Source organism: Kitasatospora sp. NPDC056181 (genome assembly GCF_042266225.1).
GTDB lineage: Bacteria > Actinomycetota > Actinomycetes > Streptomycetales > Streptomycetaceae > Kitasatospora.
The window spans coordinates 1-13,856 of record NZ_JBHJUK010000190.1 but is presented as its reverse complement, the minus strand read 5'-3'; the positions used below and the strand labels follow the sequence as shown (position 1 = coordinate 13,856).

Here is a 13,856-nt window from a genome sequence, read left to right as displayed (position 1 = left end):
GAGCAGGACTGACGCGGTGCCGCCGGGAGACCGGGAGGCACGACACGAAAGGGGACGCCGTCCGACGTCGGCGTCCCCTTCGTCATACCCGGACGGGGGACGTGTCGCGGGACACACGCGGTGATCGGGCCGCCGGGCCTGGGCAGGTTGGTTACCGGCGGGTAGCATGGCGGGGAAGCGGCGCCGCTCACGTCCTCTCTGCGACGGACGGCGGCAGCCTGCCCACCTCAATCTGTTGGTCCCTGGGAGGAGAGCCCCCGTGCCTCGTACCGCGAGGGACGTCGTCTTCGTCGATGGCGTCCGCACCCCGTTCGGCAAGGCCGGCCCGAAGGGCATCTACCACGAGACGCGCGCCGACGACCTCGTCGTCAAGTGCATCCGGGAGCTCGTGCGCCGTAACCCCAACCTGCCCGTCGAGCGGATCGACGAGGTCGCCGTCGCGGCCACCACGCAGATCGGCGACCAGGGTCTGACGATCGGCCGCACCGCCGCCCTGCTGGCCGGGCTGCCGAAGTCCGTCCCGGGCTACTCGATCGACCGCATGTGCGCCGGCGCGCTGACCGCCGTCACCGCGACCGCCGGCGGCATCGCCTTCGGCGCGTACGACATCGCCGTGGCCGGCGGCGTCGAGCACATGGGCCGCCACCCGATGGGCGAGGGCGTCGACCCGAACCCGCGCTTCGTCTCCGAGAAGCTCGTCGACGAGTCCGCCCTGTTCATGGGCATGACCGCGGAGAACCTGCACGACCGGTTCCCGCACATCACCAAGGAGCGCTGCGACGCCTACGCCGTGCGCTCGCAGGAGAAGGCCGCCAAGGCGTACGCCAACGGCGACATCCAGCCGGACCTGGTGCCGATCTCGATCCGCAACACCAACCCCGAGGTCGGCGAGACCGGCTGGGGCCTGGCCACCGTGGACGAGCCGCTGCGCCCGGGCACCACGATGGAGAGCCTGGCGGGCCTCAAGACCCCGTTCCGCCCGCACGGCAACATCACCGCGGGCAACTCGGCCGGCCTGAACGACGGCGCCACCGCGTCGCTGCTGGCCGCCGAGGACGTCGCCGAGGAGCTCGGCCTCCCGGTCAAGATGCGCATGGTCTCCTACGCCTTCGCGGGCGTCGAGCCCGAGGTCATGGGCATCGGCCCGGTGCCGGCCACCGAGAAGGCCCTCGCCAAGGCCGGTCTCACGATCGACGACATCCAGGCCTTCGAGGTCAACGAGGCCTTCGCCGTCCAGGTGCTGGCCTTCCTGGACCACTACGGCATCGCGGACGACGACGAGCGGGTCAACCCGTTCGGCGGCGCGATCGCCTTCGGCCACCCGCTGGCCTCCTCCGGCGTGCGCCTGATGAACCAGCTGGCCCGCCGCTTCGAGCAGCGCCCGGACGTCCGCTACGGCCTCACCACGATGTGCATCGGCTTCGGCATGGGCGGCACCATCATCTGGGAGAACCCCCACTTCGAGGGTGGTAAGTGACCATGAGCACCACGACTGAACTGCTCCAGCACGGCGCCGCCCTGTTCCCGGGCGAGGTCGTCACGACCGCGCACGTGCGCCACCTGGACCTGCCGCTCCAGGCCGGCAAGCTGGCCCTGATCACCCTGGACAACGGCTTCGACCACACCAAGCCGACCACCTTCGGCCCGGGCTCGCTGCTGAAGCTGTCCGTCGCGCTGGACCAGGTCGAGGCCGAGGCCGCCGAGGGCAAGATCGTCGGTGTCGCGATCACCGGCAAGCCGTTCATCTTCGCGGTCGGCGCCGACCTCAAGGGCGTCGAGATCCTCAAGGAGCACGCCGACGCGCTCGCCATCGGCAAGGGCGGTCACGACGTCTTCAAGCGGATCGCCGCGCTGCCCGTCCCCTCCTTCGCCTTCTACAACGGCGCGGCGATGGGCGGCGGCGTCGAGGTCGGCCTGCACGCCACCTACCGCACCGTCAGCGCGGGCGTTCCGGCGTTCTCGCTGCCCGAGGTCTTCCTGGGCCTCGTCCCCGGCTGGGGCGGCTGCACCATCCTGCCGAACCTGATCGGCCCCTCGAAGGCGATCAAGGTCATCATCGAGAACTCGATGAGCCAGAACAAGCAGCTCAAGGGCAAGGACGTCTTCGAGCTCGGCATCGCCGACGCGATCTTCGAGCCGGCCGACTTCCTGGAGCAGTCGCTGCTCTGGGCCGCCAAGGTGCTCAAGGGCGACGTCGTCGTCGAGCGCGAGGAGATCGACCGCGGCAAGGCCTGGGACGACGCCGTCGCCTGGGGCCGCCTGGTCGCCGACGCCAAGGTGCACGGCGCCGCGCCGGCCGCCTACAAGGCGCTGGACATCATCCAGCAGGTCAAGGACCAGGACCTCCAGGCCGGCTTCGACGCCGAGGACGCGGCCCTGGCCGACCTCATCATGAGCGGCGAGCTGCGCAGCGGCATCTACGCCTTCAACCTGGTGCAGCGCCGGGCCAAGCGCCCGTTCGGTGCCCCGGACAAGTCGCTGGCCCGCCCGGTCACCAAGGTCGGCGTCGTCGGCGCCGGCCTGATGGCCTCGCAGCTGGCGCTGCTGTTCGCCCGCCGTCTGGAGGTGCCGGTGGTCCTCACCGACATCGACCAGGAGCGCATCGACAAGGGCGTCGGCTACGTCCACGCCGAGATCGACAAGCTGCTCGCCAAGGGCCGGATCGGCAACGACAAGGCCAACCGCCTCAAGGGCCTGGTCACCGGCTCGCTCGACAAGGCGGCCGGCTTCGGCGACGCGGACTTCGTGATCGAGGCCGTGTTCGAGGAGATGGGCGTCAAGCAGACCGTCTTCGCCGACCTGGAGAACGTGGTCTCGCCGACCTGTGTGCTGGCGACCAACACCTCCTCCCTGTCGGTCACCGAGATGGCCTCCAAGCTGAAGCACCCCGAGCGGGTCGTCGGCTTCCACTTCTTCAACCCGGTCGCGATCCTGCCGCTGCTGGAGATCGTCCGCGGCGAGCAGACCGACGACGCCTCGCTGGCCACCGCCTTCGGCGTCTCGAAGAAGCTGAAGAAGACCGCGGTGCTGTGCAAGGACGCCCCGGCGTTCGTGGTGAACCGGATCCTGACCCGCTTCATGGGCGAGATCCAGACCATCATCGACGAGGGCACCCCGATCGCCACGGTCGAGAAGGGCGTCGAGCCGCTCGGCCTGCCGATGTCCCCGATCATGCTGCTGGAGCTGGTCGGCCCGGCCATCGCGCTGCACGTCTCGGAGACCCTGCACGGGGCCTTCCCGGAGCGGTTCGCCGTCTCGGAGAACCTCGGCAAGGTGGTCAAGGCCGGCAAGCGCGGCTTCTACACCTGGGTGGACGGCAAGCAGGTCCTCGACCCCGAGGTGCTGGAGCTGCTCGCGTTCGGCGACACCGTGCTGACCGAGGAGCAGGTGCTCAACCGCTCCCTGGAGGCCGTCGCGCAGGAGATCGGCCTGATGCTGGAGGAGGGTGTCGTCGGCGAGGCGCAGGACATCGACCTCTGCATGATCACCGGCGCCGGCTGGCCCTTCCACCTGGGCGGGATCACCCCGTACCTGGACCGTGAGGGCGTCTCGGATCGGGTGAACGGCAAGCGCTTCCTCGCCCCGGGCGTGGCCTCCGTGCCCGCCTAGGCAGTGACGCAGGAGCCCCGGTGACCGTGGAGGTCACCGGGGCTCCTTCGTGTCCGCGGGCGGGCCGTGCAGCCGGTGCCGGCGGTCCGGCCGGGCCGGGCGGGGCCGTCCGGGCCAGGGCCAGGGCCAGGGCCAGGCCCGGCCGGCGGGCCTCAGCGCTTGAGGCGGTAGACCACGGTGTCGGCGAAGACGCCGACCATCTCGTAGTGGGTGTCCAGCAGGTTCTCGATCCGCGGGATCTGGGTCGGCTGGTACGGCGCCAGGCCCGAGTCGTCCACCACGACCTCCGGGAGGCCGTTGGCGAGCAGCTCCTTGTCGAAGGTCTGCCAGGCGTCGCTGACGCTGTACTTCTCGCCGACGTTGGGGCTGCTGTCCTTGCCGCCGCTGTAGTTGGTCAGGAACCCGGCCGTCAGGTAGCGGGTGGCCGGCTTGCGGTCGGCCAGCCAGTACAGCTCCGGGTGCATGCCCCAGACCAGCACGGTGTCCTTCGGCGTGGTCTGCGCGGCGACCGCGGTGGCGACCTCGGTGGTCTGGTTGAGCCGCTCGCCGGGCCAGGCCAGCGCCAGCGCCCAGAACACGGTGGCGGCGGCCGTCGTGTACACCAGGACGGGCTTCCAGCGGACCGCCGAGGTGGCCACCGCGCCGGTGCCGAGCAGCACCAGCGGGGGGATCAGCTGGAGGTAGTAGTGGCCGAAGAAGTGGAAGCCGACGCTGACCGCGACCACCGAGGAGAGCAGCCAGACCCAGAGGTCGGCGGTGGAACCGTGCTCCTCCCCCGCGACCGGGAGCGGGCGGTGGCGGTACTTCAGCCAGAGCCGTCGGCCGACCGGCAGCAGGAAGCCCAGGCCGGCCCCGGCCAGGATCGCCGAGTTGCCGAGCGCCCGGCCGGTCATCTGCAGCCAGGCACCGCCGAACGAGGCGTAGTCGCCGCTGCCGGTGACCACCCAGAACAGGAAGCCCTTGGGCTTGGTGAGGATCACCGCGACCAGCGCTATCGGCAGGGTGAACCCGAAGCCGATCTTGAACAGGGCCGGCGGCCACCGGACGCCGCGCCGGCGGGCGTCCTGGAACAGCATCCAGAGCACCGGCAGCAGCACCGCGCCACCGGTCTGCTTGGTCAGCGAGCAGAGTGCCACCGCGATCCCGGCGGCCAGCCAGCGGCGCCGCTCGGCGTACCGGAAGGCCGCCACCATGGCGGGCAGCATGAAGACCTCGAAGGTGGCCGCCTGGGTGTCCTCCGGGGAGAGCCCGATGGAGACCAGCAGGTAGAGCAGGCCCGCACCGGCGCCCGCCCGGTTGCCCCAGCGGCCGCGGGCGATCGAGGCCAGCAGGACGGCGGTGCCCAGGTGCGCGACGACCGCCAGGGTGCGCAGCGGCCAGAGCGAGGCCGAGCCGAAGACGGCGAAGCAGGCCTGGTAGAGCCAGGGCAGCAGCGGCGGCTTGCGGTCGACCACGGTGTCGTAGAGCACGCCCCCGTCGGCCAGCATCCGGGCCTGGGTGGCCAGGAAGCCCTCGTCGGGGCTCCAGACCGGCCGGACGAACGAGGGGATGTGGGTGGCGAGCGCCACCAGGGCCAGCACCGGCACCAGCCTCGTCCAATATCCGGTACGGACGCGGTCGGGCAGGCGCTCGGCTAGCCCGGCGAGGCGGGATCGGGTGGGGGTCGGCACGGATGACAACCTACCGGGCGGGATCGGCGCGGGCAGCGCCGGTCCCGCCTTTCCTTGCGATTATCGGCCTGCCCCGGGCGAACTGTTGCGGACTTGTCGCAAACGGGCGCCGCGGGGCGGGCCGGGGGTGCCGGGGCCGGTCTCAGGCCTCGACGGTGGCCACGTCCAGCTTGGCGAGCCGGGCGACCAGCGCGGTCACCTGGCGGGCGATGTCCGGGGCGTTGAGGCCGATCTCGGCGAGGATCTCGCCCCGCGAGGCGTGGTCCAGGAACTCCTGCGGGATGCCGAAGTCGCGCAGCGGGACGTCCACCTCGGCGTCGCGCAGCGCCTGCGCGACCGCGGCGCCGACGCCGCCGACCCGGCCGTTGTCCTCGATCGTGACGACCGCCCGGTGCTCGGCTGCCAGGCCCGGCAGGGCCTCGTCCACCGGCTTGACCCAGCGCGGGTCCACCACGGTGGCGGTGATGCCCTGGGCGGCCAGCAGGTCGGCCACCTCCAGGCTGGTGGGGGCCATCGCACCGACCGAGACGATCAGCACGTCGGCGCGGCGGCCGTCGGCCTGCTCCGCGGCCCCGGGGGCCTCCCGCAGCACGTCCATGCCGCCGATCCGGCCCACCGCGGCGACGGCGGGGCCGACCGTGCCCTTGGAGTAGCGGACCACCGTGGGGGCGTCCTTGACCTCGACGGCCTCGCGCAGCTGGGCGCGCACCTGGTCGGCGTCGCGCGGGGCGGCCAGCCGCAGGCCGGGGATGACCTGGAGGATCGACATGTCCCACATGCCGTTGTGCGAGGCGCCGTCGGTGCCGGTGACACCGGCCCGGTCCAGGACGAACGTGACCCCGAGCCGGTGGAGGGCGACGTCCATCAGGACCTGGTCGAACGCGCGGTTCAGGAAGGTCGCGTAGACCGCGAAGACCGGGTGCAGCCCGTTGGTGGCCAGGCCGGCCGCGCTGGTGACGGCGTGCTGCTCGGCGATGCCGACGTCGAAGATGCGGTCGGGGAAGGCCTTCGCGAACGGGGCCAGGCCGACGGGGTGGAGCATCGCGGCGGTGATGGCGACGATGTCCTCGCGCTCGTGGCCGAGCGCGACCATCTCCTCGCCGAAGACGGACGTCCAGTCCTTGCCCGAGCTCTTGACCGGCAGGCCGGTGTCCGGGTGGATCACGCCGACCGCGTGGAAGCGGTCCTCCTCGTTGTTCTCGGCGGCGTGGTAGCCGCGGCCCTTCTCGGTCAGGCAGTGCACGATCACCGGCCCGCCGAAGCCGCGCGCCTTGGTGAAGGCCGACTCCAGCGCGGTGAGGTCGTGGCCGTCGATCGGGCCGATGTACTTGAGGCCGAGGTCCTCGAACATGCCCTGCGGGGCGATGAAGTCCTTGAGGCCCTTCTTCGCGCCGTGCAGGGTCTCGAACAGCTGCTGGCCGACCACCGGGGTGCGCTGCAGCGCGTCCTTGCCCCAGGACAGGAAGCGCTCGTAGCCCTGGGTGGTGCGCAGCGTCGCGAGGTGGTTGGCCAGGCCGCCGATGGTCGGCGAGTAGGAGCGCTCGTTGTCGTTGACGACGATGACGACCGGCAGGTCCTTGGCGTCGGCGATGTTGTTGAGCGCCTCCCAGGCCATGCCGCCGGTGAGCGCGCCGTCGCCGATCACGGCCACGACCGGGTCGTTCTTGCCCTGGATCCGGTTGGCCTTGGCCAGGCCGTCCGCGTACGAGAGCACGGTGGAGGCGTGCGAGTTCTCGATCACGTCGTGCTCGGACTCGGCCCGGGACGGGTAGCCGGAGAGGCCGCCCTTCATCTTCAGCCGGGAGAAGTCCTGGCGGCCGGTGAGCAGCTTGTGCACGTAGCTCTGGTGGCCGGTGTCGAAGAGGATGCGGTCGCGCGGCGAGTCGAACACCCGGTGCAGCGCGACGGTCAGCTCCACGACGCCGAGGTTCGGGCCGAGGTGGCCGCCCGTCTTGGAGACCTCCGTCACCAGGAAGGTCCGGATCTCCTCGGCCAGGGTGGCCAGCTGTCCGGGAGTGAGCTTGTCGAGATCGCGCGGTCCCCGAATGCGGGTCAGCAGGGCCACCCGTTCCTCCTCGTTCAAAGTCGCGGACCGCGGGCGGTCCGACGGGCGTCGCTGCCCGGTGTGCCGGCGCGGTCCGACTGTCTCGGTCGGTGCCGACCGGTCGAGTCTAATGTCCGCCTACCGGACGCCGAGCGGGGTGCCCGCCACCATCGGCCGGTAACCGCCGGTACGGGTGCGCCGACGGCCTCGGACGCCCCTTCGGCCGGGCACTCACGGTCGGGCGACGGACGCCTGTACGGACCGGCCCAGCGCGCTGGAGTCGTCCATCTCGCTCATCACCAGCGCCAGCGCGCCCAGCACCTCGGCCCGGCCGCCCAGTGTGCCCGGCACCACCGACAGCTGGCGGGCCGCGCTCGGGATGGCGTAGCGGGCCACCGAGTCGCGGATCGGGGCCAGCACCAGCTCGCCGGCGTCGGCGAGGTCGCCGCCGAGGATCACCCGGCGGGGGTTGAGCAGGTTGCAGAGGGTGGCGACCCCGGTGCCGATCTGCCGGCCCGCGTCGGCGATGACCCGGCGGCAGCCCAGGTCGCCCTGGTGCGCCAGCTCGACCAGCCGGGGCAGCGTGAGGTCCGGGCCGAGGGTGGTGGAGAGCAGGCCCAGCAGGTAGCGGGAGCCGACGAAGGTCTCCAGGCAGCCCCTGTTGCCGCAGCGGCAGACCGGGCCCGCCTCGTCCAGGGTGATGTGCCCGATCTCACCGGCGGTACCGCCCGGGCCTCGGTAGATCTGGCCGTTGACCACCAGGCCGGCGCCGACGCCGCTGGCCACCTTGATGTAGGCGAGGTCGCTCAGGCCGCGGCCCGCGCCCCAGACCAGCTCGCCCAGCGCGCCCAGGTTCGCGTCGTTGTCCACGTGCACCGGCATGCCGAGGCGGGCGGCCAGCTCGCGGCCGGGGGCGATGCCCGTCCAGCCGGGCAGGATCGCGGTGGAGCCGAGCGCGCCGGTCTCCACGTCGATCGGGCCGGGGACGCCCAGGCCCACCCCGATCACCTTGTCCGGGCGGAAGCCGGCCTGGGCCAGGAGCCGCTCGACCAGCGCCTCGGCGCGGTCGAAGCCCTGGGCCGCGGAGACGTCCACGTCGATCGGCGCGCTCTCCTCGGCGAGCACCCGGTGCGCGAGGTTGCCGACGGCGACCCGGAGGTGGGTGTGGCCGAAATCGATGCCCACCACGATGCCGGCGTCACCGCTGAGCGAGACGCTGCGGGCACGGCGGCCGCCGGAGGAGGTGTCGGCGACCACGACGGTGCCGCTCTCCTTGAGCTCCCGGACGATGTTGGACACGGTGGCCGCGGAGAGCCCGGTGCCGCGGGCGATCTCGGCCTGGGTCAGCGAGCCGGCCATCCGTACCGCCCGGAGCACGCGCTCCAGGTTCGCCCGGTGCAGCGAGGACTGCGAGCCCGGTGTGTCCGTCGACATGATCCACCCTCCCAAGGGCGAGGGAACCCCTCCGCCGGGCGCTCCCTCCAACTCCTGAAGCGTAGGCCCTGAAGGGGGTCGGGGGTGCGGCGACCGGCGACGCGGGCGGAACAGCGGGTGACGGGGAGGCGGCGCGGGGGCGTCGGAAGGGGTGCGGTCCGCGGCGGCGCGGGGGCGGCCGGGAGTGCGACGGGCCGGGCCGGGCGGCGCCCGGAGGGGGCCCGGCGGCGGCACGCCGGGGCGCGGGCGGAACGGGGGCGGCGGGACACGCGGCAGCTCAGGGGCGCGGCACGCGGGGTTCGGGGCTCCTGAAGCAGGGCCAAAACGGGCCACCCGTACGATGGTGCCCAATCTCACCCGTCCCACCGGCCTCGGACGTGACCCGGCCGGGGGACGCTTTCAGACATGACGGGGAATCAGATGGCAGGGGATCACCCTACGCCGGGGGCAGGCGACTCGTCCGGCGGCGGACACCAGGACAACCGGGGAGTCTCGCTGGGGCGCACGCCCGGCGGAGCACCGGACCCGGCCGCCGTGGCGGACCAGATGACACAGCTCGACGGGGCACCGATCCCCGGCCAGGCCGCACCGGCCGCGCCGGCCGCGCCTCCCGGCCAGCCCCCGGCCCAGCCGCCGGCACCGGGCAGTGACTACGCCTACGCGCCCACCGCCGCCGCCTTCCCCGCGCAGGGCACGCCCCAGCCCCCGGCGGGCGCGCCGGTCGGCCCGTACGACCCGGCCCCGGGCCAGCCCTCGTTCGGCGGCACCGGCGCCGGACAGCAGTACGGCTACACCGCCCCGCCGGCCGCCGACGGCGGCTACGCCTACCAGCAGCAACAGGCCGGGTACAGCTACCCGGGCGCGCCGGTGCCGACGGCGCCCAAGCAGCGCAACCCGGTGATGCTCTGGGGCGGCATCATCGGCGGCGTGCTGGCGATCGCCATCGTCGCCGGCCTGATCGTGCTGTTCACCGGCAACCCCGACGACCCGAAGACCCCCACCGCCGACAACGGCGGCACCAGCAGCACCGCGGGCGGTGCCACCGGCGGCACCTCCGGCGGTACCACCACCGACCCCACCACCGGTGGCACGACCGGTGGCGGCAAGGCCGGCGCCTACAACCTCGCCTGGACCGCCGCCAAGCCGGCCAACGCGGCGAGCGGCTCGCAGATGCTCGGCATCTGGGGCGCCGACAAGACCATCGTGCGCGCCGACAGCTCCGGCATCCGCGGCCTCAACTCGGCCGACGGCAAGGAGCTGTGGACGATCGCCCCGCCGGCCGGCAGCAAGGAGTTCTGCGCCGCCTCGTACGGGGTGAACTCCAAGCACATCGCCGCGGTCGCGCTCAACACCGGTGACAGCGACTGCTCCACCGTCGGCGCGGTCGACGTCAGCACCGGCAAGCTGCTCTGGACGGCCAAGGTCAGCCAGGACCGGATGTCCTCGCCCACCCTGACCGTCACCGAGAAGGTCATCGGCATCGGCGCCAACATGGTCGGCGCGGTGAACATCAGCGACGGCTCGCCGGCCTGGCAGTTCCAGCCGCGCGAGAAGGACTGCAGCGTCTACGGCAAGGCGGCCGGCGCCCAGATCGCGGTCAGCGACCGCTGCTACGGCCTCAACACCACCACCAAGTCGCAGCTGGTGCTGGTCGACGCGGACACCGGCAAGACCACCAGCTCCGCGCCGATCCCCCTGACCGGCAGCATCGAGCGGGTCGACAAGGTCGTCTCGGACCAGCCGCTCGTCCTGCTGGTCACCAACGGCCCGAACGGCGACTACATCCTGCCGTTCGACAAGAGCAACAAGCCGATGAACCCGATGTCGGTCAAGGAGCCGGGCGCCGACAGCCTGCGCCTCTCCGGCCAGGCCGACGCGTTCACCCAGAGCGTGGTGAGCGGGACGACGCTGTACGTCCAGACCAACCCCACCAAGCCGGCCGTCAACGCCTACGACCTGACCAGCGGCAAGCGGCTCTGGTCGGCCACCGGCGGCGCCACCGACGGCATCCGCCTGGTCTCCGGCACCGACAAGGACGGCAAGGTCCGCGCCGTGCTGGACATGGGCTACAACAAGGACGCCAAGCTGGTGACGCTCTCGCCGGCCGACGGTTCGGCGAGCGAGCTCGGCAACCTCACCCAGAACAAGGCCGCCGACTCCGTCTACGCCAGCTCCACCGAGTACGTGGTGCAGTCCGACGGCTCGCTGTTCGGCTTCGCCCGCAGCTCCAGCTCGGAGAACCCGGTGATCAAGTACGTCAAGAAGTGACGCGTCGGCCCTGAGGGGCTGACCACCCGTCGGCACGACCGGGCGGGGCGGAGCGGGCCGACCGGCCCGTCCCGCCCCGCCCGCGGCTTTTTCCCCCGGCCCGGGCGTCGGGACATGGGAGGATGCGAGGCATCAAGCCTGACGAAGGAGTCCTGCGAGTGCCCGGCACCAACCTGACGCGTGAGGAGGCCCGCACCCGGGCCGACCTCCTGCGCGTGGACGCGTACGACATCGAGCTCGACCTCGGCTCGGCCCGCGAGGGAGGCACCTTCCGGTCCACCACAGTGGTCCGGTTCACCGCCCGCACCCCCGGCGCGGCCACCTTCATCGACCTGGTCGCCCCGAGCGTCGAGGAGATCACGCTCAACGGCGAGCGGCTCGACAACGCCAACTTCGCCGACAGCCGGATCGCGCTGCCGAACCTGGCGGCCGAGAACGAGCTGCGGGTCGTCGCCGACTGCGCCTACACCAACACCGGCGAGGGCCTGCACCGGTTCGTCGACCCGGTGGACGGCGAGACCTACCTGTACACCCAGTTCGAGGTGCCGGACGCCCGCCGGGTCTTCGCCTCCTTCGAGCAGCCCGACCTCAAGGCCGCGTTCACCTTCACCGTGACCGCGCCCAAGGGCTGGGTCGTCGTCTCCAACTCCCCCACCCCGTCCCCGGAGGGCGAGGGGGACACCCAGGTCTGGCGGTTCGAGCCCACCGGCCGGATCTCCAGCTACATCACCGCGCTCGTCGCGGGCCCGTACGTCGGTGTCTTCGACGCCTACGAGAACGGCGACCAGAAGGTGCCGCTGGGCGTCTACTGCCGCCCCTCGCTGCGCGAGTTCCTGGACGCCGAGGCGATCTTCGAGGTCACCAAGCAGGGTTTCGACTACTTCCAGGAGAAGTTCGACTACCCGTACCCGTTCGCCAAGTACGACCAGCTCTTCGTCCCGGAGTTCAACGCCGGCGCGATGGAGAACGCGGGTGCCGTCACCCTGCGCGACCAGTACGTGTTCCGCTCCAAGGTGACCGACGCCGCGTACGAGTCGCGGGCCGCGACCATCCTGCACGAGCTGGCCCACATGTGGTTCGGCGACCTCGTCACCATGGAGTGGTGGAACGACCTCTGGCTGAACGAGTCGTTCGCCACCTTCGCCGAGGCCGTCTGCCAGGCCGAGGCGCCCGGCTCGAAGTGGCCGCACTCGTGGACCACCTTCGCCAACCAGATGAAGACCTGGGCGTACCGGCAGGACCAGCTGCCGTCCACCCACCCGATCATGGCCGAGATCAACGACCTGGAGGACGTCCAGGTCAACTTCGACGGCATCACCTACGCCAAGGGCGCCTCGGTGCTCAAGCAGCTGGTGGCGTACGTCGGCCAGGACGCCTTCTTCCAGGGCGTGCGGGCCTACTTCAAGCAGCACGCCTGGGGCAACACCCGCCTCGGCGACCTGCTCGGCGCCCTGGAGAAGTCCAGCGGACGCGACCTCAAGGCCTGGTCCAAGGCCTGGCTGGAGACGGCCGGCATCAACGTGCTGCGCCCCGCGCTCACCCTCAACAGCGACGGCGAGATCGAGTCCTTCGCCGTCCTCCAGGAGGCCCCCGCGCTGCCGGCCGGCGCCAAGGGCGAGGCGGTGCTCCGCCCGCACCGGATCGCCATCGGCCTGTACGAGCTGGTCGACGGCTCGCTGGTCCGCACCGACCGGATCGAGCTGGACGTCGACGGCCCACGCACCGAGGTGCCCGAGCTGGTCGGCCGGCACCGCCCGGCCGTCATCCTGCTCAACGACGACGACCTCTCCTACGCCAAGGTCCGCCTGGACGAGGACTCGCTGGCCGTCGTCACCGAGCACCTCGGCGGCTTCGCCGACTCGCTGCCGCGCGCGCTGTGCTGGGCCTCCGCCTGGGACATGACCCGCGACGGCGAGCTGGCCGCCCGCGACTACCTGTCGCTCGCCGTCTCCGGCCTCGGCCGGGAGTCCGACATCGGCGTCGTCCAGTCGGTGCACCGCCAGGTCAAGCTCGCCCTCGACGCCTACGCCGACCCGGCCTGGCGCGAGCAGGGCCTGGCCCGCTGGGCCGAGGCCGCCGAGGCGCAGCTGCGCGCCGCCGAGCCCGGCAGCGACCACCAGCTGGCCTGGGCCCGCGCGCTGGCCTCCGTCGCCCGCACCGAGGGTCAGCTCGGCCTGCTGGCCGGCCTGCTGGACGGTTCGGTCGAGCTGAAGGGCCTGGCCGTCGACACCGAGCTGCGCTGGACCCTGCTCGGCCGGCTCTGCGCCACCGGGCGTGCCGACGAGGCCGCCGTCGTGGCCGAGCTGGAGCGCGACAACACCGCGGCCGGCCAGGAGCACGCCGCCACCTGCCGCGCGTCCCGGCCGACCGCCGAGGCCAAGGCGGAGGCCTGGGCCTCCGTGGTGGAGTCGGACAAGCTCACCAACTACGTCCAGGAGGCCGTGATCGTCGGCTTCCAGCAGGCCGACCAGCGTGAGCTGCTGGCGCCGTTCACCGCGAAGTACTTCGCGGCGGTCAAGGGCATCTGGGAGACCCGCAGCCACGAGATCTCGCAGCAGATCATCGTCGGCCTGTACCCGGCGCTCCAGGTCGAGCAGGCCACGCTGGACGCCACCGACGCCTGGCTGGCCTCGGCCGACCCGGCGCCGGCGCTGCGGCGGCAGGTCGTCGAGGCGCGCGCCGGGATCGAGCGTGCGCTGAAGGCCCAGGTGGCCGACCGGGCGGCGGGCGCCCGGGCGCTCGGGCACTGACGCCCTCCGGGGCCGGGGGCCTGCGGGCTCCCGGCCCCGGAACGTGCAGGAACGCCCGAGGGGGCGCCGGACGTGGCGTCC

Annotated in this window: 7 protein-coding genes; 4 read left to right on the top strand and 3 right to left on the bottom strand. The window is 72.3% G+C overall.

Annotated elements, in window-relative coordinates; all coding sequences use genetic code 11:
• Window positions 1-259 precede the first annotated feature (259 nt).
• Both ACFC1F_RS39170 and ACFC1F_RS39165 read left to right on the top strand, forming a co-directional pair.
• Complete coding sequence (locus ACFC1F_RS39170) at window positions 260-1,477, top strand: thiolase family protein (protein WP_376165947.1); 1,218 nt, start codon at window positions 260-262, stop codon at window positions 1,475-1,477.
• Window positions 1,478-1,479: 2 nt separating this feature from the next.
• Window positions 1,480-3,609, top strand: coding sequence for a 3-hydroxyacyl-CoA dehydrogenase NAD-binding domain-containing protein (locus ACFC1F_RS39165; RefSeq protein WP_376165945.1), 2,130 nt, complete (start codon window positions 1,480-1,482; stop codon window positions 3,607-3,609).
• A gap of 152 nt (window positions 3,610-3,761) precedes the next feature.
• On the opposite strand, the gene ACFC1F_RS39160 is transcribed toward ACFC1F_RS39165, so the two are convergent.
• From ACFC1F_RS39160 to ACFC1F_RS39150, 3 genes are all read right to left on the bottom strand, one after another.
• On the bottom strand, window positions 3,762-5,279 hold the full coding sequence (locus ACFC1F_RS39160) for an ArnT family glycosyltransferase (protein ID WP_376165943.1): 1,518 nt from the start codon (window positions 5,277-5,279) through the stop codon (window positions 3,762-3,764).
• A gap of 142 nt (window positions 5,280-5,421) precedes the next feature.
• Window positions 5,422-7,344 (bottom strand): 1-deoxy-D-xylulose-5-phosphate synthase, encoded by a 1,923-nt coding sequence (gene dxs / locus ACFC1F_RS39155; protein WP_376165941.1) that lies wholly within the window; start codon window positions 7,342-7,344, stop codon window positions 5,422-5,424.
• Between the two features lie 210 nt (window positions 7,345-7,554).
• Entirely contained in the window at window positions 7,555-8,757 is a 1,203-nt protein-coding gene (locus ACFC1F_RS39150; RefSeq protein ID WP_209411660.1) for an ROK family transcriptional regulator, read from the bottom strand.
• A gap of 546 nt (window positions 8,758-9,303) precedes the next feature.
• Between ACFC1F_RS39150 and ACFC1F_RS39145 the strand changes: the two genes are divergently transcribed.
• Window positions 9,304-11,025 (top strand): PQQ-binding-like beta-propeller repeat protein, encoded by a 1,722-nt coding sequence (locus ACFC1F_RS39145; RefSeq protein ID WP_376165939.1) that lies wholly within the window; start codon window positions 9,304-9,306, stop codon window positions 11,023-11,025.
• A 158-nt stretch (window positions 11,026-11,183) separates the two neighbouring features.
• Window positions 11,184-13,775 carry an aminopeptidase N gene (gene pepN / locus ACFC1F_RS39140; protein WP_376165937.1) on the top strand — a complete coding sequence of 864 codons (2,592 nt, stop codon included), beginning with the start codon at window positions 11,184-11,186 and terminating at the stop codon, window positions 13,773-13,775.
• Window positions 13,776-13,856: the final 81 nt, after the last annotated feature.